The following is a 25,329-nucleotide window of genomic DNA, read 5'->3' as shown; positions in this document are numbered from 1 at the left end:
TCTGAGTTGACGATGATGGCTCCCCAGGGGCTTACTTGTCTACCCATTCAAGGTCTAAGGTAGTTAGCAAAGAGGTATCCCGCTATGACTGATAACTTGCGCGCATTGAGCATTACCTTGGTTGCCGAACCTAAGCAGGTGAAGGGCTATACGCTGACGCAGTGGCGCATTGCTAGCCTGGCACCCGGTGACCAGGGGGAGTGTGTATTAGGACTTCAGCTTTCAATGACAGAGCGCGCTGCCTACCGTTTCAATTTGACCTCTGCCTCCCCACGGTTGTTTGTTCGCTCCGGGTTTACTGGCCAAACACCTAAGCCTGACGCCATCACTGCCAGCCAGGATGTGGCGGCTGGTTGGATGGATGGGGAACAACAAGTGCTGGAGGCACCGATGCCGATGGCTATTCAGGTATGGCTGGAGAGCTATCTCGCCCGCCATGGCGAGGCGGTGCAGGAAATGCGTAAGAAAAAACGTAAAGGGGCGGGGCGAGCGAAAGAGCTACCCACCAAGGAGCAACCGCAGTGAGTCGTCTAGAGCGTTGGTCGCGTAAAAAGCGCGGTGTGGAAGATGAGCCTACTTTGGTAAGTGAGGAGCCAGCTCCGCTAGCGGAACAGACCGGCACGGAAGCGGAAGTAAGAGATGGCACCCTAGAGCCAGGGCAGCCTGGTGAGCCACAAATGCAAGTGGGCGACCAAGCTGAACAGGAGGCGCCTGCACCGGGCAGCTTAGACCACACCCTGCCTGACCCCGACACCTTGCCCCCGGGCAGTGATTTCAGTGTGTTTATGGTCTCAGGAGTCAGTGCCGCTCTGCGTCGACGGGCGCTTAAGCGGTTATGGGCCACTGGTAACTACAACGTGCGCGATGGTTTGGACGATTATGATGCTGATTATCGCCAACAATTAAAGCCCATGGCGAGCGAGCTGGCGGGGAAACTGCGCCGATGGGCAAACAAGGTGGAAGAGCAGCCAGCGGCAGCAAATGAAGACAGCAGTGTAGCGGAGGGGGCTACGGAAAGTAGTGCTGAAACCAGCACTCATACCAGTACAAGTGGCGACCATCGTGTACAAGATTTGCAGCTAGACGACCAGTCTGATTCGGTAGAAGAAGACGTAGACGAATGTACTAAAATAAAATAAATATTTTATAAACAGGTGATTAGGTCTTATTCGGTGGTGCGGAGTTGATGTGCCAGCCCTCTTGAAGTGGCAAAAAAGACTATAGCCTCATACGCTCATAAGAGATGAGGCGTTAAGATATGCGTTTAAGATAAATACTGATAACTTTTAATTATAACAAAAATGACTTTCTGACCGTGAGCATGCATGAACCAACGAATTCAACTGGCGTCGTTAGACGACCAGCGCAACGTCGCCGCTCGCGAGGCGGTGCGTCAGCGCATCTCGTGGCCGGCCAATTTAACGCCGGCTAATGTTACCTACCATAGTCGTGGCCATGCGCTGCTGTTGGGTAGTGCTCAAGCGACATACTCTGCTGCCCGCTTGTTACAAGGCCGAGGGCTTGCATCGCTAACCCTGATGTTCATTGATGAGCCTGCACAACAGGAAGCGCTTTCAAGTGGTAATGAACCACTAATAGAGCACTGCTTGTCACCCGGGCAGCTTCAGCGACTTCACATTTCTGGCCACTTAGGGGCGTTTCAAGTTGAACTTCGTTCTGCTGACGGTGAACAGCTGAACTTAGCCCAAGCACTGATTGAGCGGAGTGTGTTTGATATCGTGCTGGATATGACCGGTGCAGAGCATTCAGTTAACGCTCTCTCCTGGGAGCTTCCTCCACCTGGCTACGTGCAGCTTGATTGGGCGATGGCAGGCAACCCCGGTGAGGCGATAGACAGCGTCGCTGAACTGATCGGCGAGTTTGATAAGCCGCGTTATTTCCAGGTAAACAGTGATCTTTGTGCCCACTCTTCCAGCGGCAATATCGGTTGTACTCGTTGCCTGGATGTTTGCCCCACAGATGCAATCACCAGCCATAAAGGGCGGATTGAGTCACGCATTGAAATTGACCCGTTTCTCTGTCAAGGAGTAGGTAGCTGTACCAGCGCCTGCCCCACGGGGGCAATTGAGTTTCGCTTGCCGGAGACTCACCGTCAGCAGGATACCTTAGGGGGCTGGCTGACAGCCTACCGTGAAGCAGGTGGCCAAGTGCCGGTAATGCGCTTCATCACCCAGGATGCCCTCGACATGGAGCGCCAAGCCGGGGTAGTAACACCTGGCTATGTGCTGGATGCGCCGCTTGAGGAGCTGGGGGCAGCGGGACATGACCAATGGCTTACCGCGCTGGCCAATGGTGCCGCTGAAGTGCGGATCCATTTGTACGAGGCGATGCCCCCCCGTTTAAGTACTTTTTTAAACAATCAGCTCGCCCAAGCCCATAGTGTGCTTGAAGCGCTGGGCCATGATGCCGCACGTATCCAGTTTATTGAACCGAATGATAGTGCCGCCCGCGATGCACTACCCGCTTTAATGCCGCTTACTGATACCGCCTTGGCCTTGCTTGAGCCTGATAAACGTCTGCGATTAAACCGTGTGCTGGAGCGCTTAGCAGAGTTAGGAGCGCCAAGCGGCAAACGCCACCCGATGCCAAACGGAGCAGCTTATGGTGCTATTGAGGTAGATAACTCAGCCTGCACGCTCTGCTATGCCTGTGTCAGCAACTGTCCGACGCCAGCGCTTAGTGCCGGTGGCGATACCCCTTCACTCAGCTTCCGCGAAGCAGACTGCATACAGTGCGGTTTATGCGAAAAGACCTGTCCTGAGGATGCGATTAGCCTGCTGCCTGGATTTTTGGCCTCACCCGAGCGGCAAACGCGGCATATTTGCCACTCAGAAGCGCCGTTTGAGTGTATTAGCTGCGGCAAGCCCTTTGCGACCGTCAGCACAGTGGCGGCTATTAAACAGAAACTCGCGCACCACCCTTATTTTGCTGGGGAGGCAATGGCACGTTTAGAGATGTGTGAAGACTGTCGAGTGAAGGATGTTTGGAAAACCATGATCCGTGACCCTGACGCGCAATTAAAGGTATGAAGCAATGAGCCATGCGATGCCCCTGCTGAGTGATTCAGAGTCACTCCGGGCTGAGATTTATCAGCTAGTCGCCAGTCTGGTGCGCCAAGCCCCTGACGCTGAGCTGCTGCAGTGGTTGGCTGAACTTGAAATCGAGCGGGATGGCAGCCGACTTGCGGAGTGCTGGACAGCACTATCCAGCGCTGCTAATTCCAGTACACCACAGGAACTACAGCGAGCCCATTTTCGCCATTTGGTGGGAGTCATTCAGGGCGAGGTAGTGCCTTACGGCTCTTGGTATTTAAACGGTGAATTAATGGAGGCCGCTTTAGTGGCGTTACGCCGCGATTTGCGTGTGTTGGGCTTTGAGCGTTGTGAGTCTGTCTGTGAACCAGAAGACCATCTAGCTGCTGTCTGCGAGGTTATGGCGATGCTGGTGGCGTCACAGAGCCATGAACAAAGCTACTTTTTTCAGCAGCATATCAAGCCCTGGGCCGGTAGCTGTTTTGCTGACCTTGCCAAGGTAGACACCGTTTTCTATTCAGCGCTTGGGAAGTTGGGTGGCGCTTTTATGGAAAGCGAACAGGCCAGTTTGAATGATCAAGCGGCCTATCAGCCGGTTCGTATCGTTGAGCCATAAGATGAAAGGGCATGTAAGAGGAGATCCTCATGCACAAGTCACATAACCCTGAGCGCCGCCGGTTTATCAAAACCATCGGTTTAGGAACTGCAGCCGCGGGTGCTGCCGCTACCGTGGGCCATGTAACTTTGGCTCAGGCTGATAACAGCAAGCCAGCTGAGCGCGAAAAAACAACGTCCAATTATCATGAGACGGACCATATTCGTGCCTACTACGCGTCGCTGCGCGACTGACGGCTAAATGCCAGGAGAATTGCCATGCGTCTAACTCGCAAAACAACGACCCCCAAGGCCTCTGGGCTGGGCATTTCCCGCCGTCAGTTTTTGCAGCGCACGGGCGTTGCCACCGGTGGCGTGGCAGCCGTAGGTTTTATGGGCGCACCGATGATGCAGCGCGCCGAGTCGGCGCAGAAAACGCCGGTGCTAGACTCCCCAGTGGAAATAAAGCGCACCATCTGCTCTCACTGTTCGGTGGGCTGTGGTACCTATGCAGAAGTTCAAGAAGGGATTTGGACCAAGCAAGAGCCCGCGTTTGACCACCCAATTAACCGTGGTGCCCACTGCGCGAAAGGTGCCTCACTGCGCCAACATGGGCACTCAACACGACGGCTCAAGTACCCAATGAAGCTGGTAGCGGGTGAGTGGGAGCGGATGAGTTGGGATGATGCTATCAATGAGATCGGCGACAAGTTACTTGAACTGCGCGATGAACATGGCCCGGATAGCGTGTATTGGCTAGGTTCGGCCAAGTTTAATAACGAGCAGGCGTATCTAATGCGTAAGCTGGCCTCGCTATGGGGCACTAACAACACTGACCATCAGGCACGTATCTGCCACTCCACGACAGTGGCTGGCGTGGCAAATACCTGGGGCTATGGGGCGATGACTAACTCGCTCAATGACATGCATAACAGCAAATCGATGCTGTTTATTGGTTCCAACCCGAGCGAAGCCCACCCGGTGGCGATGCAGCATATCTTGATAGCCAAGGAGCGTAATAACTGCGACATCATTGTTGCTGACCCACGCTTTACCCGCACAGCGGCTAAGGCCAATAAATATGTGCGCTTGCGCCCAGGTTCCGATGTTGCCTATATCTGGGGCCTGCTGTGGCACATTTTTGAAAATGGCTGGGAAGATAGCGAGTACATCAGCCAGCGGGTTTATGGTATGGATGAAGTACGTGCCGAAGTGGCTCAGTTTACGCCAAGAGTAGTGGAAGACATTACTGGCGTATCTGAAGCAGACATGTTCGATGTGGCCAAGCGCCTTTCCGATAATCGTCCTGGCTGCGTTGTATGGTGCATGGGCGGTACGCAGCACACTACTGGTAATAACAATACCCGCGCTTACTGCATCCTTGAGCTGGCGCTAGGCAATATCGGCAAAGCAGGCGGTGGTGCCAACATCCTGCGTGGCCACGATAACGTCCAAGGCGCTACCGATTTAGGCTTGGGCTCTGATTCGCTGCCGGGTTATTACGGCTTGGCAGAAGGCGCTTGGCAGCACTGGGCTAAGGTGTGGGACGTTGAGTACGAGTGGCTGAAAGGGCGCTTTGATGATACGGAATACGCCGATGGGAAACCGATGTACTCCAGTGGTATCACGGTCTCCCGCTGGGTGGATGGCGTGCTGGAAGAGGATGAAAACATCTCCCAACGCAGCGCACTAAAAGCGATGTTCTACTGGGGGCACGCGGTTAACTCGCAAACCCGCGGCGTCGAAATGCAGAAGGCGATGCAGAAGCTGGAGATGATGGTCATTGTTGATCCCTATCCCACTGTTGCCGCCGTTATGCATGACCGTTCCGATGGGGTTTACCTGTTGCCTGCGGCGACCCAGTTTGAAACCACCGGTAGTGTCACCGCAACCAATCGCTCTATCCAGTGGCGCGATAAAGTGATTGAGCCGCTGTTTGAATCCAAACCAGACCACGAAATCATGTACCTGTTTGCCCGTAAACTGGGCTTTGGTAACGAGCTGGTCAAGAACTATCAAATGAATGGTAACGAGCCGCTAATCGAGGACATTCTACGGGAAATCAACCGTGGTATGTGGACGGTAGGCTACACCGGGCAAAGCCCTGAGCGTCTCAAAGAGCACCAGCAAAACTGGCATACCTTTAGTTTTGAAAACCTGCGTGCCCAGGGAGGCCCCGCCGACGGCGACTACTACGGCCTGCCATGGCCCTGTTGGGGCACACCTGAATTCCGTCATCCGGGGTCGCCTAACCTTTACGACACCAGCGTGCCGGTGATGGAAGGCGGTATGGGCTTCCGCGCCCGGTTTGGTATTGAACGAGATGGCGTCAATCTTCTGGCAGAAGGCTCTGCGCCAGTCGGCGGCGATATTGACGATGGTTATCCTGAGTTCAACGATCAGTTGCTGAAAGATTTGGGTTGGTGGGACGACCTGACCGACGTGGAGAAAATGGCGGCTGAAGGTGAAAACTGGAAAACCGACCTTTCAGGCGGTATTCAGCGGGTAACGATTGAGCATGGTTGCGCGCCTTACGGCAATGCCAAAGCGCGTGCGGTGGTCTGGACGTTCCCTGATCAGGTGCCGAAACACCGTGAGCCGCTCTACACCACGCGGCGTGATTTGGTTGAACGCTTTCCCACCTGGGACGACTTTGACTCCATCATGCGCCTGCCGACACTGTACAAAACCATTCAGGACCGTGATAACAGCGCCGACTATCCGATCATCCTTACCTCGGGTCGCCTTGTTGAGTACGAGGGTGGTGGTGAGGAAACACGCTCCATGTCGTGGCTGGCTGAGTTGCAACAGGAGATGTTTGTGGAGATTAACCCCGCAGATGCCAACGATATTGGCGTGCTCGATGGCGACCAGGTATGGGTAGAGGGCGCGGAAGGCGGCCGCGTGAAGGTGAAAGCACTGGTGACGCCGCGTGTCGATCGCAAAGTAGCCTTCATGCCATTCCACTTTGGCGGCATGTTCCAAGGGGAAAGCCTGCGCGACCGTTATCCGGAGGGTTCTGATCCTTACATCATTGGTGAGTCGGCTAACACTGCAACTACCTACGGCTATGATCCGGTGACACTGATGCAAGAGACCAAATGCACCATTTGTCGTATTGAGCGTGCCTGAGTCTAGAAAAAAGTCCCGACCTGACAGCACTGCCAGTGCGGGCGAGGCCCGCGCTGGCAAGAGGAGAACACCATGGCTCAAATGAAATTTATGTGTGATGCCGAGCGCTGCATTGAGTGCAACGGCTGTGTCACCGCCTGTAAAAACGCCAATGATGTCGAGTGGGGCATCCAGCGTCGCCGTGTGGTCACACTTAATGACGGTGAAGCGAGTGAAATGTCGATTTCAGTGGCCTGTATGCACTGTGACGATGCGCCATGTATGGCGGTTTGCCCCACCGACTGTTTCTACAAAACTGATGACGGTATTGTGCTGCACGATAAAGATCTGTGCATTGGTTGTGGCTACTGCCTGTATGCCTGCCCCTTTGGTGCGCCGCAGTTCCCGAAACAGAACGCGTTTGGTGAGCGTGGCAAGATGGATAAGTGTACCTTCTGCGCGGGTGGCCCTGCTGAAAGTAAAGAAGAGGAGTATCAGAAGTACGGCTCTAACCGTATTGCCGAAGGCAAACTGCCACTATGTGCCGAGATGTGTTCCACCAAAGCGCTTCTCGCAGGTGATGCCCAAGACGTAGCCGATATCTTCCGTCAGCGTGTCGTGCATCGTGGCCACCCAGATGGTGCTTGGTCCAACAACCCTCAGGCCAGTACCGACAACCTAGCCTATGATGCTGCCCGTAAAGGGTAAGGAGGCGTGTCATGAACCTGTTGACTGCACAGCTGCCCGGAAGGGCGCCGCGCTCAGGTAAAGGGCTAACCCTGGGTATCTGGCGCTGTATGCTGGTAGCGTTTGTTCTGGTACTAAGCCTTGGTTTCACACAAGTGGCAGTTGCCCAGGCTGACCCTGACCGCGAGATGAGTTCTGCCGCTCCTGGCATCACTGCTGAGCAGTGGCGACAAGTCCGTAGCGGGGAGACGGGGCCTAATTTTCGTGACTCGCGACACGAGAGTACCTATAACCTGATCAATGCGAGTGGCGAGACATGGCGAATTCTGCGTAATCGTTGGGTATCACCGTTTGGACTGATTGCGATAATAGGCATGGCGGCAGTAATTACCCTGTTCTACGTTATCGTTGGTCGTAAGCAGTTAGACGAGCCACGCACGGGGCGTAAGCTGTTTCGTTGGTCGCTCTTTATGCGCTCATTACACTGGACGGTAGCGACGCTGTTTATCACCTTGGCGCTGACGGGGCTTAACCTACTGTATGGCAAGTTTGTGTTTCGCTCTTTGTTCGGCGATGCCTTCTGGGGATGGATGATCTCTGCCTCTAAAGTGCTGCATAACTACCTGGGCCCGATATTTGGAATTTTGCTTATTGTGCTGCTGATTAGCCTGTTAAAAGACAACATCCCCAAGAAGCAAGACTGGGTGTGGTTCAAAAAGGCTGGCGGCTTAACTGGCAAACACCATCCAGACGCTGGTTTTGCCAATGGTGGTGAGAAAGCGTGGTACTGGCTGCTGGCCACTGTGGGTCTAGTGGTCGTTGCCAGTGGCTTTGTGCTCGATTTTCCTAACTTCAACCAGAGCCGTGACACCATGCAGTGGGCGAATATCATCCACGCGGTAGGTGCGCTAGGGTTAACGGCGGTAGCGCTGGGTCATATCTATATCGGTACGGTGGGAACCGAAGGCTCTTTGGAAGCCATGACCACTGGTTATGTGGATGAGACCTGGGCGAAAGAGCACCACAACTTATGGTATGAAGAGGTAAAAGACCAAGCGATCACAGAGGAGGAGTTGGCCGCTCGTAAGTCGGGAGACAGCAGCGGTGACATTTCAGCCTCTCGGCCAAGCTAATGACGTAAAGTAATGCTCTACGACACCGCCTCCGAGCGGTGTCTTTTGTTATGCTGCTTCTATGTTTGTTAAAGCGTATGTTTCTGAAAACACGTGTTGCTTAAAACCTACGCCCTTTAAAATTTGCGTCGCTTAAAACGATATCACTTGATAGGAGAAACGGTAATGTCAGCGTTTAATGAGTTGGACACTTCTACCCAAACCGAACTGGAAGCTGCCGCGTTTCGTCGCCTGCTTAAGCATTTAGACGATAATAAAGATGTGCAGAATATCGATCTGATGATCCTGGCAGATTTTTGCCGTAACTGTCTCTCCAAGTGGTTGGTCACGGCAGCAGAAACTCGCGGAGAATCCCTCAGCTACGAAGAGGCACGCGAGCACGTTTACGGTATGCCTTATAGCGAGTGGAAGGAGCTTTATCAGCCGCCAGCAACACCGGAGCAGATGGCGGCTTGGGAAGCACACCATGCTAAAAAGAAAGCAGCGAAGCAAGGGTGAATTCTATGAGTGAGTCGATGGTTCCCCTTAATATCGCCGTGCTTACCGTATCTGATACCCGCAGTGAAGAAACGGATCGTAGCGGCCAAGCATTAGTTGAGCGTTTAACCAGCGCCGGTCATACACTCGCTGAAAAGCGCATCGTACCCGACGATGTCTATCGCATTCGCGCTGTGGTGGCGAACTGGATCGCCGATGAGAAGGTACAGGTGGTGATTACCACTGGCGGCACCGGTTTTACCGGCCGCGACTCTACGCCGGAAGCCATCTCGGTACTGCTGGATAAGCGCATCGAAGGCTTTGGTGAGCGCTTTCGCCAGCTAAGCGGTGATGAGATTGGCAGCTCCACCATCCAAAGTCGTTGCCTCGGTGGCTTAGCGAATGCAACGGTCGTGTTCTGCCTGCCGGGGTCCACCGGCGCCTGCCGAACTGGCTGGGATGGCATTCTTGCCGAGCAGTTGGATAGCCGCCATAAGCCCTGCAACTTCGCTAATCTGGTTATCCCAGGCCGAGGTCAGCATGGCTGATTTACAGCCAATTTCAGCCGCACTTGAAGCACTACTGGCAGGAGTCAGCCCTCTAAGTGCTGAGACTGTTCCTCTCGAAGCTGCCGCAGGACGGGTGCTGGCTGACGCGGTCACCGCGCAGCTGGATGTACCGCCGTTTGATAACAGCGCCATGGACGGCTATGCATTGCGCGCTGCTGATGCGGGGAAACGGTTGCCCATTAGTCAGCGTATTGCGGCGGGTAGCCCCGCCGTGCCACTGATTGAAGGCAGTTGCGCGCGAATCTTTACCGGTGGAGCAATTCCTCCTGGTGCCAACTGCGTGGTGATGCAGGAACGTGTAGAGATGGACGGCGAACGTGCACTAATACCTGAGGGGATTCCCGTTGGTGATAATGTTCGCCTCCAGGGGCGCGACGTGAAAAGAGGCTCTATATTGCTGAATGCCGGTGAGCGGCTGGAAGCTGCTGCATTGGGCCATTTGGCTGGCCAGGGGATAACCCAAGTCAACGTACGTCGTCGGCCTCGGGTGGCGCTGCTCTCGACGGGTGATGAAATTATTGATCCAGGCACACCGCTCAAACCGGGGCAGCTATATAACTCCAACCGGCCGATGCTCAAGCGCTTGCTGGAAAACTTTGGGGCGGAGGTAGTGCAGCTGGTTAGTGTACCGGATGATTACGCTCAGACCGTTGCACTATTACGTCAAGCGGCGATGGAGGCTGATGTAGTCGTCAGTACCGGCGGGGTTAGTGTGGGTGAAGAGGATCATGTAAAAGCCGCGCTGGAATCGCTGGGCCAGTTGGACATGTGGAAACTGGCGATTCGTCCTGGTAAGCCGCTGGCGCTGGGCCGTCTGCCTCGCACGGATGGCAGTGAAGCTCGCTTTGTAGGGCTTCCGGGTAATCCAGTGTCTAGTTTTGTGGGTGCTTGGCTATTTTTGCGTCCCGTAATGGGGGCGTTACTTGGCTGCCCTGCTTTAAACGCGCTGCCTACCCTAACGGCCATCGCTAACTTCACCACCAATACTGGGCCTCGTCAGCACTATATGCGCGTTGCGCTACGTTTTACTGACACAGGAGTCATTGCCGATGCGTTTGAGGACCAAAACTCTGGGGTGCTCTCGTCATGTATTAGTGCCGACGCCTTAGCAGTGATTGCCCCCCACCAGAAGGTTGAGAACGGCTCGCTTGTTCGCTGTCTATGGCTAAAGGGCCTGGGTTGACTTAAGAGTTGGGCTGAGCAGGATTACTTATCGGGGCCCAACAGTGCACCGTTAAGCAGCAGTATCAGCCTATTACCTTCCAGTGCTAGCCCGCATAGCGCAGGGTGGGGGCGATGCGCGTCAATCAGCGGTGGTAGTCGCTGTAGTATGGTGACTGGTAGTGCCCCCAGCACGCTTTCTCCGGTGATGCCCAACTGCCACACTCCTTGGGTGTCGTGTAGGGTTAGCCAGCGGGTGGGAGTAGTGAGTGTGTTGAGCCGCAGTAGCGTATCAATGGCTACGCGGCGTGGCGCTGTGGGAGCGCTGTCGATACGTTGCACATAGTGCGCTTCAATCGCCACTTGATACGCGCCTGTATTAAATAGCACGCAGCTCACTTGGCTGGGGGCCATTAGCCAAGCCCTTGCTGGTAAGCTTTAAATAGGGCGTCGACATCCAGTAACGCAGTGGCGGTACGCTGCTCGCTGGGTTGCCAGAGGGCGCTAACGTAGGGGCGCAGCGAACTGGCAAGAGTAGCAGGTGCCGGCTTGAAAGCGCTGATTGGCAGCTCACATACATCGTCCAACTGGTCAATGCGCACAGCACTACTTATTCCTGCTGCACGAACAATGAGAATCATACCCTCTGTATCGCTTTCCGGTAGCCCCAAAAGTGGCTGCAGCGTGATTAACGACTCGATTTTTCCACGTAGGTGTATCACACCTTGGGTAGAGGCTGGCAATCCAGGCACAAAATAGACTGGAGTATCACCCTTTAAAATTTCGCTAACGGCCTGGCCGGGCAGTGCAAATGACTGACCTGACAAGTGAAATAGCACCATTTGTTGACAGGGCTCATCCACATCCACAATGGCGCTGTCGTCACCGTGTGTAGCTAGTGCTTGCTCAAACGTCATGTTGGATGATTCATTAAGGGGTGGTTGTGAATCCGTCATTATCTTGTTCCTTGCTAACAACCACCTGGTTACGCCCCTGGTGTTTGGCGCGATACAGCGCTTGATCGGCGCTTAGGCGGAGCGATTCCGTGGAGAGGTGGGTGGGGAAGCTGCTAATCCCAGCACTGAACGTACAGCGAAAACGCTCCCCGCCAGCATGGAACTCTACCTGTTCAAAGTCACTGCGCAGTGCATCGATGAGTTCGCTGGCGCGCTCGTCGCTGATGCCCTTAAGCAGCACCACAAACTCTTCACCGCCATAGCGCCCGATAATGTCGGATACGCGTAAGCGCGTTTTTAATAATCTTGCTAGGGTGATAATTACCTGATCACCCGCAAGGTGGCCATGGGTATCGTTGACTGCTTTAAAGTGATCAATATCAATCATTGCCATTGCATGCTGCGTGCGGTCACGATACGCCTGGGAGAGTGTTTTGCCGATTAAATCGGTGGTAGTACTGTGATTATAAAGCCCGGTCATGCTGTCGCAGGTCATTAGTGAACGCAATAGACGTAGTCGCTCGGCGCGTAGCTTTACCGCAGAGACCAGCGCTTCCGGCTCCACAGGCTTGGTAATAAAGGCTTCTACGCCAGCCGTCATGGCTGAAAGCTGCTTTCGGCTGTCGGTTTCACCAGACAGGTAAATGATCGGTAGGCCAACGTATTCGGGCTGCTGGCGAATAATATTAGCCAGTTCTTCGCCAGAACAAACCGGCATATAAACATCGACGAGCAGTAGGTCAGGGCTAAAGCGTTCAAGGGCATCGAGCGCGTCAGCGGGGTGATTAACCTGCTGTACGACCATGCCAGCTTCTTCTAACAATAGTGCATGATAGGCTGCCACTTCTGGCTCGTCATCGACAACCAGTACACGCAGAGGCTCTTCCTCTGGTGGTGTGGTCAAATCATCTACCGCCAGCATGAGATCAAGCGGCTTGACCGGCTTGGTGAAATAACCGTCACAGCCTGCCCGAACGGCACTTAAGCGCGAGTAAAAATCAGCGTGGGCGGATAGGACAATGGAAGGTAACCGTTCGCCGATGAGTTTATTCAGGCTGGTGAGTGTTTCGGTGCCTGCGGTGTTTCCCTGGGGAAACTGGACATCCATAATAATGGCATCTGGACGACGGTTTAGCACTGCATTAAAGAAGGTCGTGGTATCTGCAAAATGCTCTACTTCGTGGCCGAAACAGCGTAGATGGTGAAGCAACTGGCTTACTTGATTAGGCATCAGCACCTACTTCGATACCGCGTTGGCGGTCAGCCTCTGTTTCACGGGAGGTGATAATAATAATAGGCTTATGACGGTAGTCTTCATTTTCGCGCAGACTCGCGGTTAGCGCAAAGCCATCCATCACGGGCATCTCAACATCGGTGAGCACTGCATCAAACTTATCGGCGAGCGCCTTGTTTAGACCATCGCGTCCATTTTCCGCCAAAGTAACTTGGTAGCCCCAGGCTTCGAGCACGTCTTTTTCGATTTCACGAGTATTTAACGAATCATCCACTACAAGAATACGATGCGCTTGGGTTGTCGTAGTCGTTGTTGCGATGCCGCGTTGCTCGGTGCGGCGAGCACGCTCTAAGAGTGCTGGTACATGCAGTAGGCTCACCAATGCATTGCGCCCTTGAGAAACCATGCCTGATACGAGTGGTAAGTAGCGTAAGTGAGCAGGTAATGGCTTAATCACCATGTCGCGTTCATCTACTAGTGCATCGACAATCAGCGCCAGTTTTTGCTGGCGTTGGTGGACCACCAATAGTAGGACGTTATCGGCCTGTTGAGTGGTGGTTGGCAGCGAAAGCAACTCGGCAAGCGCTACGACGGGTACAAACTCATTACGCAGAATCAGCGCAGTTTGCCCTGCGGCGTCAATAAACTCGCTGGTAGAGCACTCCAAAAGCTCTGCGACGTGAGGGGCTGTTACTCCCAACGTCGCTTGGCCAACGTTAACCAGGAGAACCCGCATCATTGCCAGCGATAGTGGCAAGCGCAGAGTGAAACAGGTACCTGTACCCGCCTCGCTAACAAGCTGTAGGTCCCCGCTAAGTTCGTCGACGATGGTGCGTTTAACTACATCCATGCCGACCCCACGCCCGGAAAAGTCAGTAATCATTGCTTTGGTAGAGAACCCAGGCAAAAAAATCAGCTCCAAGGTTTCCTGCTCACTCAGTGCCTGGAGCTGCTCTTCGGTGAGCAGGTTCTTGGCGAGTGCTTTTTGGCGCACCGCTTCAACGCTGATACCTGCGCCGTCATCACGCATTTCAATGACTACCCAGCTATCATCCTGCCACGCTTTCAAGGTTAGCTGGCCGCGCTGTGGCTTGCCTATAGACTGACGCTGCTCGGGGGGCTCTAGTCCATGATCAAGTGCGTTACGCAGCAGGTGAATGAGCGGGTCTGATAGTCGATCAATCATTTGACGATCCAGCTCGATTTCGCTGCCTCGCACTCGGCAGTCAACTGTCTTACCCAGAGAGTGAGCTAGTTCCCTTGCCATTTGGGCCAGCGGGTCAAACACGACACTTAATGGCAGCATGCGCATTTGCAGCGCCCGGTCGTGTAGGTCACTCATCAGGGCATCGTGGCTGAGCACACTATCTTTTAGCTCACGGTTAAACGCGTTAAAAGTGGCTTGATGGCCTGTGGGCAGTGTTGTACCTAGTAGACGTGCCTGCTCAACCAAACTATGTAAGTGATGATGGCCGGAGAGAACTTCGCCCATGAGGCGGATAACGTCATCTAAACGGTCAAGGCGTACGCGCACTGTGTCGCTTAGTACCATTGAAGTGCTGCCTGCCGCTTTGCCAAGTGGATCGAGATTGGTTGACCTTGCTGCAGTATTCACTTTTACCCCTGCCACTGTTGGTGGGGTGCTTGCAGGTAGCTTTCCTGTGGCTGCAGCTTCTAGGGCGTGGCATAACGCAGGGTCGGCATTGGCTAAGTCGGCGGGCGTTGCTCCCCGAGCGAGTTGCCCAACTAAGTCTGCCAAAGCATCGATGGCTTGATTTAGCAAGCTGGAGGTAGCAGGAGTGGGTACTTGGCTGCCATCACGAAAGGCACTTAATAGCTCTTCAGTGCTGTGGGAAATAGCAGTAATTGGAGCTAACTTCAGCATCCGCGAGGAGCCTTTTAGCGTGTGCACCGCGCGAAACAGTTCGTTAATACGTTCTTTATCTGCATCTCCCTGTTCAAGGGCACTCACGCCTTCACGCAAACGTGGGAGATGATCGGCAGCTTCTTCCACAAATCGTTGAATAAAACGTCGGATATCCAAAACCATTAGCCAACTCCCTGTATGGCGGTTTGCTCGCTTAAGTAACGCTTGGAGAGAAAGCAGGCATCACCTGGTGGCAACGGCGGGGATATCACTTGCAGCGCACCGTCTGCCTGAGGGGATGACTCCAGCAGGCGTACCACGGCGGCGTAACCACGCTGGCGCTGGGCAGCGTTACCAGTTAACTCGCCTAAACGCAGCAACTCGGCCTGATAAAAGTGTGCAGGCCAGCACTCAGGAGCTACGTATAGCGCTCGTTTAAAATAGTCGAATGCCTGCTGGGGTTGCTGCTGCCAGCGGGCTACAAGGCCGGCGAGTAGAAGGGCGTCTACGCTCCAAGGTTGCTCAACGAGTAGCGGTTCGAGCAGGTTTCGGGCCGCGGTAAAACTGCTCTGGTTTAACAGATCGTTGGCTTGATGCAGTGTGTCGTGAAAGTCCTTAGACGTCACGTTTGTCTGGCTGCCAGCATCTCCAGGGGGAGGAACTGGGCAAGAGTGAATTGATTTGTCGTCGATATCTGAGTGGCAAGTGGATGTTGGCGTGCTGGTTACAGTGGGCATGCTAGAAGAGACAGGTGAGTGCGTCGGCCCGGCGTGGTCACGAAAATAAAACAGGCCATGTTCCTCAACCATCTCTAGCACGCCCAAGTCGTTACCAAGCGTTTCGGTAACGCCACATAGCAAAATACCATCTGGGGTGAGCAGTTGCTTCAGATGCTGCTGGATCGCTCGGCGGGTAGCCTCATCGAAATAGATGGAGACATTACGGAATAGAATCACATCAAACGGGCCACCTAGTGCCTGCGCGTTGTGATCTAGTAGGTTAAATGAGCAAAAGGTGACCCATTGCCGTAATGTATCAAGCAACTTGAAGCGCCTGCCCTCCGCTGAGAAATAGCGTAGCTTTAACGATGAGGGAAGGGCGCGAAATGCCATGCCTCCATAAATTCCAGCCTGGGCTTTATCAAGTACCTGCTGGTCAACATCGCCACCGGTAATATGAAAAAGCTGTTTGGCGCGTTCACCGTAACGTTCGTAAAGCGCTATCGCGAGGCTATAAGGTTCTTCGCCCGAGGAGCAACCTGCACTTAAAATAGACAATGGTGCATTTTTGTTCACCAGGAGCTTGGGTAAATGTGTATTGACCAGCCAGTTTAGTGCTTCAGGCTCACGAAAAAAGTAGGTTTCGTTGACCGTTAATTGACTGATGAAGTAATCAAAAAGGGGGCTATCTTGCTCCAGCTTGCTAATCAGCAATGTAGGGCTATGAATTCCTGTTCGCGTACGCAGTAGCGCCACCGCTTTCACTAGTCGCGCTTCCGCAAGCCCTTCTAGGTGTAGCCCACAGCGCTGATGCACCAGTTGCTTAAAGAGCGCAAGCGTACTCATCGGGGTACCCGGCAGGAGGAATGATGGAAGCGAACCTCGCGCAGCAGCCGGCTAGGTAGGTCATCTAAAGCAATAACATGCTGGACAACACCTGAATTTACAGCTTCTTGATTCATGCCGTAGATTACAGAGCTCGCTTCGTTTTGGGCAAATGTTGTGCCTCCAGCCAAGTGAATGGCACGCATGCCGCTCACGCCGTCACGGCCCAGGCCCGTCAAAATAACGCCAATTGTATCGGTGCCATACACGCTGACAACGCTGTGTAAAAGTGCATCGCAACTAGGATGATAAAGGGCACCCTTAGGGCTTGCCTCTAGCCGAAGGCGGTGCTGAGAAGTTACACAAAGATTACACTCGGAGGGCGAGAGATAAATACACCCGGGTCGGATACGCTCGCCATCCTGGGCGACGCTAACTGGCAGGCTGCATAGTGAGCCCAGCCAGGTTGCCATACCCTCTATAAAGCCATGACTAATGTGCTGAGCTATCATAATGGGGGCTGGAAAACCTGCTGGCAGTTTACTCAGTAGGCGAGCGAGTGCCTGCGGCCCGCCTGTTGAACAAGCGATGGCGACAACGCGCTGAAAGGCACGAGACGCTGCTCTGTTGGGGCTAGATGGTAACGGAGGTATGGCGGTGGGCAATGGGGAGGGCGATGTTGGGCGGCGCCGCAGTCGAGTAATTACCGCCACACCTGAAAGCAGCCGGACCCTTTCCAGGAGCCGCTCGGCATCCTCTTCATCAATGGTCGGTTTAGGCAGTACCTCAAGGGCACCAACCTCCAGGGCCCGGTAAGCTGTCTGTGCATCAGAACGGTCGCTAACTACCAGGATTGGCACGCCCTTAGTGTGCATGATCTCTTCAATAGCGCTAAGCCCGTCCATCACCGGCATGTTCAGATCCATGGTGATCAACTGAGGTGCAAGGCGTCTCGCCATGTCAACAGCCTCACGGCCATTAGCCGCTTCGCCGATAATCTCAATATCACCATCACGAGTGAGTATATCGCGTAGCACAGCACGCGATAATTGACTGTCGTCTGCTATCACCACCCGAATTGCACTCATCAAAGCGTCCTCAGGAAGGGCGTTGTTGATTATTGTTATGTTGTGCCAGTGTAAATTCCTGGACGAGATCATTCAGTTCTGTAGACATCAGAATCATATCTTGGCTAATGTCGGTAATGCTGCGCACGGATTGAGCATTACGAGCGCTGGCAGTATCAATATCACGCAGTGCAATCACGACCTGATTGCTGGCTGTTTTCTGCTGCTGTGTGGAGAGCGATATTTGCTGGGCAGCGCTACTGGTTTGACTAGCGGCCTTAAGCAGCGCTTCCAAGTCTTGTGCAGTGCTGATGCTAGCTTCTACCCCCTGCTCTATTGAGGTTGCTCCTTTTTCAGAGGCAACCACTAAGCGGTTGATGGCCTGTTGAATTTCATCAGTATGACCCTCAATCTCCTGGGTAGAATCGGTCACGCTATCGGCTAAGCGGCGAATCTCATTGGCCACAACCGAAAAACGTCGCCCAGACTCCCCTGCGCTCGAGGCTTCTAAAGCGGCATTAAACGCGATCAGTTTGGTCTGTGCAGCAAGGGTATTGATCAGCTCCATTACCTTACTGATTTGTTTGGATTTAGCGCCTAACGTCATAATCTCAGAGAGGCTTTGCTCGCTGTCGCTGCGGATGTCCTGCATTTTAGCCTGCAGCAGTTGCATGGCTGTGCTGCCTTTGCGGCTACGCTCCAGCGTTTGGTTGGCAACATCGACAACCGATTGGGAGTGATCGGCAATTTGGGTGGACGAGGTCGAGAGCTCCTCCATAGTTGAAGTGATTTCGGCCACCGAAGATGCCATTTCTTCCACTGCTGCGGCCATGGTTTGATTGGCTTCGTGGCTAATATCTCCGCCTTGAACACCGGAAAGCCCTGCGGTTTGTGCCAGTCGATCGGCTACTTGGGTAAGGGCTAAAGAGTTATTTGACACTGCAGCAATCGCCCGGGAAAGACGTGCCAGCAACTCGTTGGTTTGTGCGGCTAAGTCGCCTAGCTCTGCGCGATCATCGGTGTCTACCCGGCGTGATAAGTCTAGGCTATGGGTAATCTCTTTTAGTTGGCGTTGGAAGCGTGTCAGGGGGCGGATCAGACTGCCGGTTAAGGGATATAGAACCATTAGTCCGACCACTAAAATAATTAGCCCCAAGCCGATAGAAGCCAAGAAGCGCTCACGGGTAGTAGCGGTGTACTCGCTCTTAGATACTTCTACTTGTAGATAGCGCTGTAGCTCGGGTAGCCAGCGGGTTGTAATAAAGTAAATTTGCCCATCGCGCTGAACCTCTCTTACGTGAATCTCGCGGTCAGTAATGAACAGTTGTTCAGCTTCTTGCTCTTTTAATGTTGATATATTGGTTTCATCGCTGCGAATTAATAACTCGCCTTCGGCGCTTAGGATGGCTGCACGGCCTGTGTCACCAAGTCGATAATCTTCGATCAGTTGAGCCATATGTGACAGGTTAAGCCCGGCACCGGCCACCACAAGAGGGCGGTTGTTGGCCGCCATTTCTCTGCCGCGGTAATTGAGATAGACAAATGCATCCTCGGGCGAGAAGGTATCGCTGTCTAGATTTAGGTTGTAATCGTCGTTGCTATCAATGAACTGGTAGTACCAGTCATCGTTTCCTCCTGGGGCGAGCAAGGAGCGCTGCAAAAGCTCACCGTCACGGAGCTGAAAGTAGTAGCCTCTGCCTTGGTACTGGGCGACGATGAACATCAGCTCAGTATCGAGCTGGCCCATTAGGCGTGATAGATAGCGAATAACATCTACCTGTTGCTCTTCATCCAGCCCATTTTGTACCCACTGTTCAATAAAGTAGCTGTTCGCTAGGCTTTCTGAGATGGCAAGGGCTGGGCTTAAGCGTAGGTTGATGTGCGTGGCCAGCCCCTCAACTTGCGCGGGGAGCTCATGGTTAATCAGGTTCTCCAGGCGCTCTTGGCTATGGGAGCGCGCTTGAAGGTAGAGTGCCAAGAGCATTGCGAACGCTAAAACCGTCCCAAAAGAGATAAATAGCCGTAGCCGTAGTGGCAGGGATTTCCAGCGCGCGATCATATTCGCCTTTGCTCCAAAATAAACGGTGGCCCTGAAAACGTAGCGGTTTGTTGTCTTTACGCTGTCTAATATCTCTCAGGGTTAAATAAAGCAGAGTGAAGGTTACCGCCCTACTTAAGATAGTACTGCTCACGACATTAACCCTGAGTTTCAGCTTTTTTCGGGAGTGTTGTCCAGCGTTTGTCCTCGGCCATTAGTGCTGGTGTTTATACGATAGCGTGGGGTACAAAGCAGGAGGAGTCTTTGGTGATGCGACCTACATCTTCACGAATGCCCATCCCACAGGCGCGATCACCGACGACCCAGCTGCCGATTAAGGCGTGGTTATTACCAAACCTCGGCATTGGGTGATATGCCTGGCGAATCCATGGACTATCGGTATAGGGCCCATCCACCGCTTCACGTTGTCCTGATGGCGTGATTAACTCTATGTTACTACCTTCCCGGGAGAAGAAGGGCTTGCGTACCCATCCGGCAGGCAACGGCGGGCTGCTAGCGTTCTCGAAAAACGCCGGTAATAGGTTAGGGTGACCCTCAAAGTGTTCCCACAGCAGAGGGAGAATCCCTTTGTTAGAAAGAATGGCTTTCCAGGGCGGTTCAAACCAGTGGGTGTTGAGCTGTGGGATCTGCTCGCCAAAGTCGTCGTCGGCCATTTCTTCCCAGGGGTAGAGCTTGAACAGGGCATGAATGGGCTTATCATCCAGATCAACAAAGTGATCCATGCCTGCTCGCAGGCCAATATCTTCCGTGTAGATAAATGGGGCTTTTAGGCCTGCCTGTACCGCCACATCCTGCAAGTAGTGCACGGTGGCACGCTCTTCAGCATTATCTTTGATGCAGGAGAAGTGCATCGTGCGCGCTTCGATTCGGTCGCCAAGGTGTGCCATGGCATTGATCAGCCGCTCCTGGATCGAGTTGTACTGATCCGCATGGCGCGGAAGGATGCCTTGCTCAATGGCTTGTTCCAGCCACACCCACTGAAAAAAGCCCGCTTCATACAGTGAGGTAGGGGTGTCGTAGTTAAGCTCTAACAGCTTCGCAGGGCCTGTGCCGGAATAGGCAAAGTCCATTCGTCCATAGAGGTGCGGTTGTCCCGACTTCCACGAATGATGGATGCTGTCCCACATATGCTCCGGTAGTGACAGACGCTGCATTAGCGCGTTGGAGTGGCAGACCTTATCTACCAACTCCATACACATTTCATGTAGCTCCTCAGTGGGGGCTTCAATGTCCTGTTCTACCTGTTCCATGGTGAACTGGTAGTAGGCGTCTTCTTTCCAGTAGGGCTCCCCGCCAATGGTATGAAAATGAAAGCCCAGCTCGTGGGCTAGGGCTTTCCAGTTGTTTCGCTCAGGAATGTCGATTCGCAGCATGATAGTGTTAGCTGGCTAGGAGCCCCAGCCACCCCGTGCTGAAGAGCGTGAGCCGAAACCGCTGCGCTGAGTACTCGCTTGGCGACTCTGAGCTGCTTGGCGGTTCTGAACTACCGAGCTACGCATTGCTTCATTACGTTGAGTCACGCGCTGAGTGGCTTGGGTCGAGGCGGTGTTCCAGTTGCCCTGATTCTGGCGGTTTCGGTACACAGGCTCCTGATAAACTCGCTCAAAGGAGCGGCCACGGTTGGTGTTAGACATCATGCTGCCAACCATGTAACCCATCATAGCGGGCATAAACCAACTACCGCCGCTGCTGCCGGTGGCCGCTTGTGCTTGCGCCTCGGTTGGGGCGGTACAAGCGCCTTCGCCGTGCTCGGCTTCACACTCTTCAAGGGTGCTGAAGCGTGGCACTGCTTCTAATGAGGCTGAGTAGGCGTCTTCACAGGCGCTGCGGGTATAGATATTTGCGGCTACACACTCTTCGACGCTTTGGAAGCTACGTGGCTCGTCGAATCTTACTTCGGTTATTTGCTCTTCCTGCGGTGGTTGACCGCAGGCGGTAAGGCCAAAAGCGCCCGCGCCCATCACTGCTAATGACAAACGCGCGCTGCGCTTACGGCGCGGCAAATGCGGTGTTTGATCGTGTTTAGACATGCCGACTTTCTCCTTTACCACGTCATCGAAGCGGCGTTGAGCAAGCCGACGGCTATCGCAACACTAGCCATCAGAATGCCATAGGCATGGTGGCCTTCGGTGATGTGCTGGGAAAGACTTTCGCCCTGTTTGCGCAGAAACAGCTTAACCGCGAAGAAGGTGGCTAACTGCACGATAAAGGCAACAATACCCCAGAGCACAAAATCGATAAAGCTGATGGAGTGCGCCATTGCGCTATACAACGGAATCGTAAAACCTAAAATAGAGCCGCCATATGCCGCTGCTGCGGCAGAATTGCCTTCGCGGATCAGCGTCCACTCGTGGTGGGGGGTAATACGGCTGTAGCAATACATAAAGGCGACGAGTAGTGCAATCGCAGTCACTAAATAGGCAAGAAATGACGGCAAGCCGTAGAGGTAGTTCACCATGGTGGTTGTTTCCTTTTATAGCTTAAAAGTATCGCTTGTAAGAGATAGCGTTTAATAACAGCTCGGAAGTTTCAGATTGCATCAATATCAACAGAAGCAATATCCACACCCACATTTTGCACTAGCATATAACCGCCTTCGCCATCGTTTTCAGCGCTCAACAGTAAATACTCCATACGCTCAGAATCTTCGATAGTGCGCTCATACAGCATTACATGATGAGTTACATAGCGTGTCATCACACTCTCTGTTGTCATGACTTGCTCTTCAAATACCACTGGCGGAGACCAAAGGCTATCGCTATTACCCCATACCCGTTGATAGGTGCAGGTCCTTGCTTCTTCCGATGTTGCTGCAAGTGTAACGGTGTGAGCACCGATGCTGTCAGGCTTTTTATCTTCACCGTTAATCATGCTGTCAAACTCAGCGTCTGAAAGATGGGCGACACGGTAAAAGTCAAACAGCTTATATTCAAGTACCTGACCATGCTCAATATTAGCCTGTAGCCAAGTGTCATTATCTAAATAAAAGCGAACTAGGTGAGCCCCCTGACCTAAATCAACGTGGCCCACGGCAGCAATGTGATGATAGGCATCATCGTCCCAGCTAAATAGTGCATCCTGGTGGGCACGTAGGCCTATTAGCTTAATATTGACGCGGCCATCCAAACGCAGGCCTTCCAGCATCTCCGAGGAAATGCCTATGGGTAAGCCTGGGGAAGTTTGGGAAGGTTGCTCTTGTGGAGCGGTAGTAGCGCGAAATAGTGTTTTAAGCGTCTTAAACATCAGCTAGCTCCTTGGACGGCAGACATAAACAAGGTAGTAAGTTCTTCCTCGGTCAGTCGTTTATTACCCATGTAATAAAGGGTATCTCCTTTGCCCACCATAAAATCAGCCGGTGGGTTGAGCAGTTGCTGAGTTTGAGTAGAGGGTCGCCATACGCCCAGTAGTGTCACGTTGTCACGTGATTTTGCTAGGTTCATCAGCTCTCCGTAGCAAACCTTTTGATCGGCCGGTAGAGTATCGGGCAAGCACCCTTGGAACTGGGTTGCGCCGTGATCAATGGCGAGCAGCTCATTGACCACACGACTGATGCCCGCATCAGTCGCAGAACGAACCAGCATCTCAATCGATAGACCTTGGGTGCACTCTATGCCTGGCAATGTGCGGCGCAACATGTTGGCTGTAGCAGGATTATCGCAGTGAGCGACAACATGGCAGTTGGGGGGCTTTTGATCAAAAACCGACAAAGCAATAGTGGCCACACGCTCATCGGCCTCATCGTAGATAATGACCCGATTGGCTCCCTGAATTCCGGCACGTGCCAGCAATTCCGGATTCGAGAAACTATCACCTTTGACAAATTTGATGCTGCCAGGCAATGGATTGTCGATATCTTTAGTCACGCATAGCACTATATCATCGGGAAGATTTGGGTCGGCTTGCAGAATGCGAATAATTTGAGCCGTTGGCTCACCGTGCCAACCGATGACAAGCGTATGCCCGCAAAGGCTGCTGTAATTAGCGTTGCCTTGCACCAGCATTCTCCATGTTGAACTAATATTAGCCGTAGCTTTGCCGATCAAACTGGCAAACAATATAATGCCGCCAGGAATTACCCATAAGGCGGCGGCCCATTGTCCACCCGGTGTGACTGGGCTGTAATCACCGTAACCCACAGTCGTGGCAGTGGTGACGTAAAAATACACCCATGTCCCCAGCGTGTTTGCAACCGCTTCATTGCTTAGTGCCATGAAGGCCCAGGATAGAGCCGAATGGCAAACCACCATCAAGAACAGAAATGTCCAACTAACTTTGATCGTAGACGCCTGAAGCGCCTTGATCAGACGTAAAAAAACAGGCACTGGATGCCCCTTTGAACTAGGCCCGCCGATATAGACGGCGGGCAACATCAGTGGGTTAGTTGTTTGGGTGGTCGTACGGATTATTCCTGGGTAGTGTTCTTCTTGGCTTTGAGACGAGTCAGCACGTCATCCGCCTTTCGCTGTGAACCGCCGATGCCCGCCGCTTTAAGACGTGCCTCCAGTGAGCTGCCACTCTCTTCTGCGGCCATATCGTCGGCAGCTTGCATTTGCGCAGAGTTAAGTTGTTGGCGCTCTTTTATGCGCTCTAGTGATTCCATCGCACTGCTCATGGCGCTGTTCTGGCCCGAGTGACGAGCAGCTACGGCGGATTGCGCTTTTTGTGCAGACTCAGTGGCTTTAACTACACTAACCTGTTGCTTAAGCTGGCGCAGTTGGTTGTCGGTACTACGAATTGCGCCACGCAGTTTTTCGATGCTGGCATCGTACTCGCCCACAATTGCACGCTCGGCTTCAAGATCATCCTGTAGTGCTACCATACGCTCAGCGACTTCCATCGCCAGTGCTTCCTCGCCTTTATCTAAAGCAGCTTCAGCACTTTTTTCCAGCTCAGTAATTTTACTTTCTAGTGTGTCCGCTTTATTGCTGTTTAGCTGACGCAGCCCCATCAGGCGGGTGAGTTCCGTTTTGGATTTACTAAGGTGGTTTTCTGAATCGCGAATTTCCTGGTCTAAAATACGCAGTGCTTGCGAGTCTACGACCGCTTGGCCGGTTTCATTGGCTTTACCACGCAGGGCCGTCATAATTTTGCTTAACATAATTGATCTCACTTATATGTCACCGCGATAGCGACATTAGTTAATAACAGTGGCACTGATAATAGATAATCTATTGTATACGTTAAACGAAATGCGTTTGTATCAGTTCGGCAACTTCCATCGCAGCACCTGCTGTAGCGTGTAGTTCCGCGCAGATTGATTCAAGTTTGGAATCGCCAAATAGCTGCCCGTAAGCCACATAAAAATCGTGGCCATCGATCTCGACAATACCAACAGATGCCAGTGGTAATGAAATACCCTGGCGTAGCAGAACTTCGTTCAGCTCGACAGTATTCGTGATGCTCTCTACGGCAACGATAGGTGCCATCGCTATCCACTCATTTTCGCTTCGCGACAGGGTAATCGGCAAGTTGCCGTAATCATGAAGCTCCCAGATTAGCGTCTGGTTTGTTTCATCCAGGCTAATCGTGGCCTGGGGCCACTCAAGGCTAGCGTTTTCACTACTGCTGGAAGCTGGTTGGCTTACTAAATTATATAGCTCGGTGGCGGTGATGCCGTTGGTAACGGTAGATGTGTTCAAAGCGACTTTCTCCATCGTTCTATAAGTGGTTTTACCTTAACACTAAGAGAAGTAAATGGTTCAGTTTAGTAAGTGTCTGCTAATTATACATAAGTCTTTTTAGGTGGGGTAATGGTCCTTGCCGACATGAGTCGTAGCGCCGACACTCTCTCTAATGCTTCGATACCCCACCAGCGGA

25 protein-coding genes are annotated in these 25,329 nt (G+C 53.1%); 11 read left to right on the top strand and 14 right to left on the bottom strand.

Features of this window, described 5'->3' with window-relative positions; translation table 11 throughout:
* Positions 1 to 84 precede the first annotated feature (84 nt).
* The 11 genes from CPA45_RS09475 (at position 85) to CPA45_RS09425 (ending at position 10,807) form a co-directional block, all read left to right on the top strand.
* On the top strand, positions 85 to 525 hold the full coding sequence (locus CPA45_RS09475) for a DUF3305 domain-containing protein (RefSeq protein WP_096651309.1): 441 nt from the start codon (positions 85 to 87) through the stop codon (positions 523 to 525).
* Positions 522 to 1,139 carry a DUF3306 domain-containing protein gene (locus tag CPA45_RS09470; protein WP_096651308.1) on the top strand — a complete coding sequence of 206 codons (618 nt, stop codon included), beginning with the start codon at positions 522 to 524 and terminating at the stop codon, positions 1,137 to 1,139. Before CPA45_RS09475 ends, CPA45_RS09470 begins: the two co-directional genes overlap by 4 nt.
* 186 nt (positions 1,140 to 1,325) lie before the next feature.
* On the top strand, positions 1,326 to 3,050 hold the full coding sequence (locus CPA45_RS09465; protein WP_096651307.1) for a 4Fe-4S binding protein: 1,725 nt from the start codon (positions 1,326 to 1,328) through the stop codon (positions 3,048 to 3,050).
* A gap of 4 nt (positions 3,051 to 3,054) precedes the next feature.
* On the top strand, positions 3,055 to 3,669 hold the full coding sequence (locus CPA45_RS09460; RefSeq protein WP_096651306.1) for a TorD/DmsD family molecular chaperone: 615 nt from the start codon (positions 3,055 to 3,057) through the stop codon (positions 3,667 to 3,669).
* Between the two features lie 29 nt (positions 3,670 to 3,698).
* The gene (locus CPA45_RS09455; RefSeq protein ID WP_096651305.1) at positions 3,699 to 3,902 is read left to right on the top strand and encodes a twin-arginine translocation signal domain-containing protein; all 204 of its coding nucleotides are present in this window, start codon (positions 3,699 to 3,701) and stop codon (positions 3,900 to 3,902) included.
* A gap of 24 nt (positions 3,903 to 3,926) precedes the next feature.
* Positions 3,927 to 6,779, top strand: coding sequence for a formate dehydrogenase subunit alpha (locus CPA45_RS09450; RefSeq protein WP_096651304.1), 2,853 nt, complete (start codon positions 3,927 to 3,929; stop codon positions 6,777 to 6,779).
* A 72-nt stretch (positions 6,780 to 6,851) separates the two neighbouring features.
* The gene (gene fdh3B / locus CPA45_RS09445) at positions 6,852 to 7,466 is read left to right on the top strand and encodes a formate dehydrogenase FDH3 subunit beta (protein ID WP_016915147.1); all 615 of its coding nucleotides are present in this window, start codon (positions 6,852 to 6,854) and stop codon (positions 7,464 to 7,466) included.
* Between the two features lie 11 nt (positions 7,467 to 7,477).
* Positions 7,478 to 8,578: a formate dehydrogenase subunit gamma gene (locus CPA45_RS09440; RefSeq protein ID WP_096651303.1), complete on the top strand. Its 1,101-nt coding sequence runs from the start codon at positions 7,478 to 7,480 to the stop codon at positions 8,576 to 8,578.
* A gap of 165 nt (positions 8,579 to 8,743) precedes the next feature.
* Positions 8,744 to 9,076, top strand: coding sequence for a DUF1244 domain-containing protein (locus tag CPA45_RS09435; RefSeq protein ID WP_078088914.1), 333 nt, complete (start codon positions 8,744 to 8,746; stop codon positions 9,074 to 9,076).
* A 5-nt stretch (positions 9,077 to 9,081) separates the two neighbouring features.
* The gene (gene moaB / locus CPA45_RS09430; protein ID WP_096651302.1) at positions 9,082 to 9,603 is read left to right on the top strand and encodes a molybdenum cofactor biosynthesis protein B; all 522 of its coding nucleotides are present in this window, start codon (positions 9,082 to 9,084) and stop codon (positions 9,601 to 9,603) included.
* Positions 9,596 to 10,807: a molybdopterin molybdotransferase MoeA gene (locus CPA45_RS09425; protein ID WP_096651301.1), complete on the top strand. Its 1,212-nt coding sequence runs from the start codon at positions 9,596 to 9,598 to the stop codon at positions 10,805 to 10,807. Before moaB ends, CPA45_RS09425 begins: the two co-directional genes overlap by 8 nt.
* Before the next feature lie 23 nt (positions 10,808 to 10,830).
* Here the strand turns inward: CPA45_RS09425 and CPA45_RS09420 are convergent, their stop codons facing one another.
* The 14 genes from CPA45_RS09420 to CPA45_RS09350 form a co-directional block, all read right to left on the bottom strand.
* The gene (locus CPA45_RS09420; protein WP_096651300.1) at positions 10,831 to 11,199 is read right to left on the bottom strand and encodes a hypothetical protein; all 369 of its coding nucleotides are present in this window, start codon (positions 11,197 to 11,199) and stop codon (positions 10,831 to 10,833) included.
* Positions 11,199 to 11,741 carry a chemotaxis protein CheW gene (locus tag CPA45_RS09415; protein ID WP_096651299.1) on the bottom strand — a complete coding sequence of 181 codons (543 nt, stop codon included), beginning with the start codon at positions 11,739 to 11,741 and terminating at the stop codon, positions 11,199 to 11,201. The genes CPA45_RS09420 and CPA45_RS09415 overlap by 1 nt, the downstream gene beginning before the upstream one ends.
* Positions 11,716 to 12,972, bottom strand: coding sequence for a diguanylate cyclase (locus CPA45_RS09410; RefSeq protein WP_244287564.1), 1,257 nt, complete (start codon positions 12,970 to 12,972; stop codon positions 11,716 to 11,718). The genes CPA45_RS09415 and CPA45_RS09410 overlap by 26 nt, the downstream gene beginning before the upstream one ends.
* A complete protein-coding gene (locus tag CPA45_RS22625) occupies positions 12,965 to 15,025 on the bottom strand; it encodes a hybrid sensor histidine kinase/response regulator (protein WP_106408411.1) in 2,061 nt (686 codons plus the stop codon). The genes CPA45_RS09410 and CPA45_RS22625 overlap by 8 nt, the downstream gene beginning before the upstream one ends.
* Positions 15,025 to 16,407: a CheR family methyltransferase gene (locus CPA45_RS09395; protein ID WP_096651298.1), complete on the bottom strand. Its 1,383-nt coding sequence runs from the start codon at positions 16,405 to 16,407 to the stop codon at positions 15,025 to 15,027. The genes CPA45_RS22625 and CPA45_RS09395 overlap by 1 nt, the downstream gene beginning before the upstream one ends.
* Positions 16,404 to 17,474 carry a chemotaxis-specific protein-glutamate methyltransferase CheB gene (cheB, locus tag CPA45_RS09390; RefSeq protein WP_096651297.1) on the bottom strand — a complete coding sequence of 357 codons (1,071 nt, stop codon included), beginning with the start codon at positions 17,472 to 17,474 and terminating at the stop codon, positions 16,404 to 16,406. Before cheB ends, CPA45_RS09395 begins: the two co-directional genes overlap by 4 nt.
* 10 nt (positions 17,475 to 17,484) lie before the next feature.
* Complete coding sequence (locus CPA45_RS09385; protein WP_096651296.1) at positions 17,485 to 19,512, bottom strand: methyl-accepting chemotaxis protein; 2,028 nt, start codon at positions 19,510 to 19,512, stop codon at positions 17,485 to 17,487.
* A gap of 206 nt (positions 19,513 to 19,718) precedes the next feature.
* Positions 19,719 to 20,885, bottom strand: a complete 1,167-nt coding sequence (locus tag CPA45_RS09380; protein WP_096651295.1) for a glutathionylspermidine synthase family protein — start codon at positions 20,883 to 20,885, stop codon at positions 19,719 to 19,721.
* 15 nt (positions 20,886 to 20,900) lie between these two features.
* Positions 20,901 to 21,542 carry a DUF1190 domain-containing protein gene (locus CPA45_RS09375; RefSeq protein WP_096651294.1) on the bottom strand — a complete coding sequence of 214 codons (642 nt, stop codon included), beginning with the start codon at positions 21,540 to 21,542 and terminating at the stop codon, positions 20,901 to 20,903.
* Between the two features lie 14 nt (positions 21,543 to 21,556).
* Positions 21,557 to 21,970, bottom strand: a complete 414-nt coding sequence (locus tag CPA45_RS09370) for a DUF350 domain-containing protein (protein WP_096651293.1) — start codon at positions 21,968 to 21,970, stop codon at positions 21,557 to 21,559.
* Positions 21,971 to 22,041: 71 nt separating this feature from the next.
* Positions 22,042 to 22,755 carry a DUF2491 family protein gene (locus CPA45_RS09365; protein ID WP_096651292.1) on the bottom strand — a complete coding sequence of 238 codons (714 nt, stop codon included), beginning with the start codon at positions 22,753 to 22,755 and terminating at the stop codon, positions 22,042 to 22,044.
* Positions 22,755 to 23,834, bottom strand: coding sequence for an ion channel (locus CPA45_RS09360; protein WP_096651291.1), 1,080 nt, complete (start codon positions 23,832 to 23,834; stop codon positions 22,755 to 22,757). The genes CPA45_RS09365 and CPA45_RS09360 overlap by 1 nt, the downstream gene beginning before the upstream one ends.
* A gap of 80 nt (positions 23,835 to 23,914) precedes the next feature.
* A complete protein-coding gene (locus tag CPA45_RS09355; protein WP_096651290.1) occupies positions 23,915 to 24,610 on the bottom strand; it encodes a PspA/IM30 family protein in 696 nt (231 codons plus the stop codon).
* An 82-nt stretch (positions 24,611 to 24,692) separates the two neighbouring features.
* The gene (locus CPA45_RS09350; RefSeq protein ID WP_244287563.1) at positions 24,693 to 25,151 is read right to left on the bottom strand and encodes a DUF2170 family protein; all 459 of its coding nucleotides are present in this window, start codon (positions 25,149 to 25,151) and stop codon (positions 24,693 to 24,695) included.
* Between the last annotated feature and the right edge of the window lie 178 nt (positions 25,152 to 25,329).

It is taken from the genome of Vreelandella nigrificans, assembly GCF_002374315.1.
In the GTDB taxonomy this organism is placed as follows: domain Bacteria; phylum Pseudomonadota; class Gammaproteobacteria; order Pseudomonadales; family Halomonadaceae; genus Vreelandella; species Vreelandella nigrificans.
Note: the sequence above shows the minus strand (reverse complement) of the source record. Positions and strands in the feature narration are given on the sequence as shown.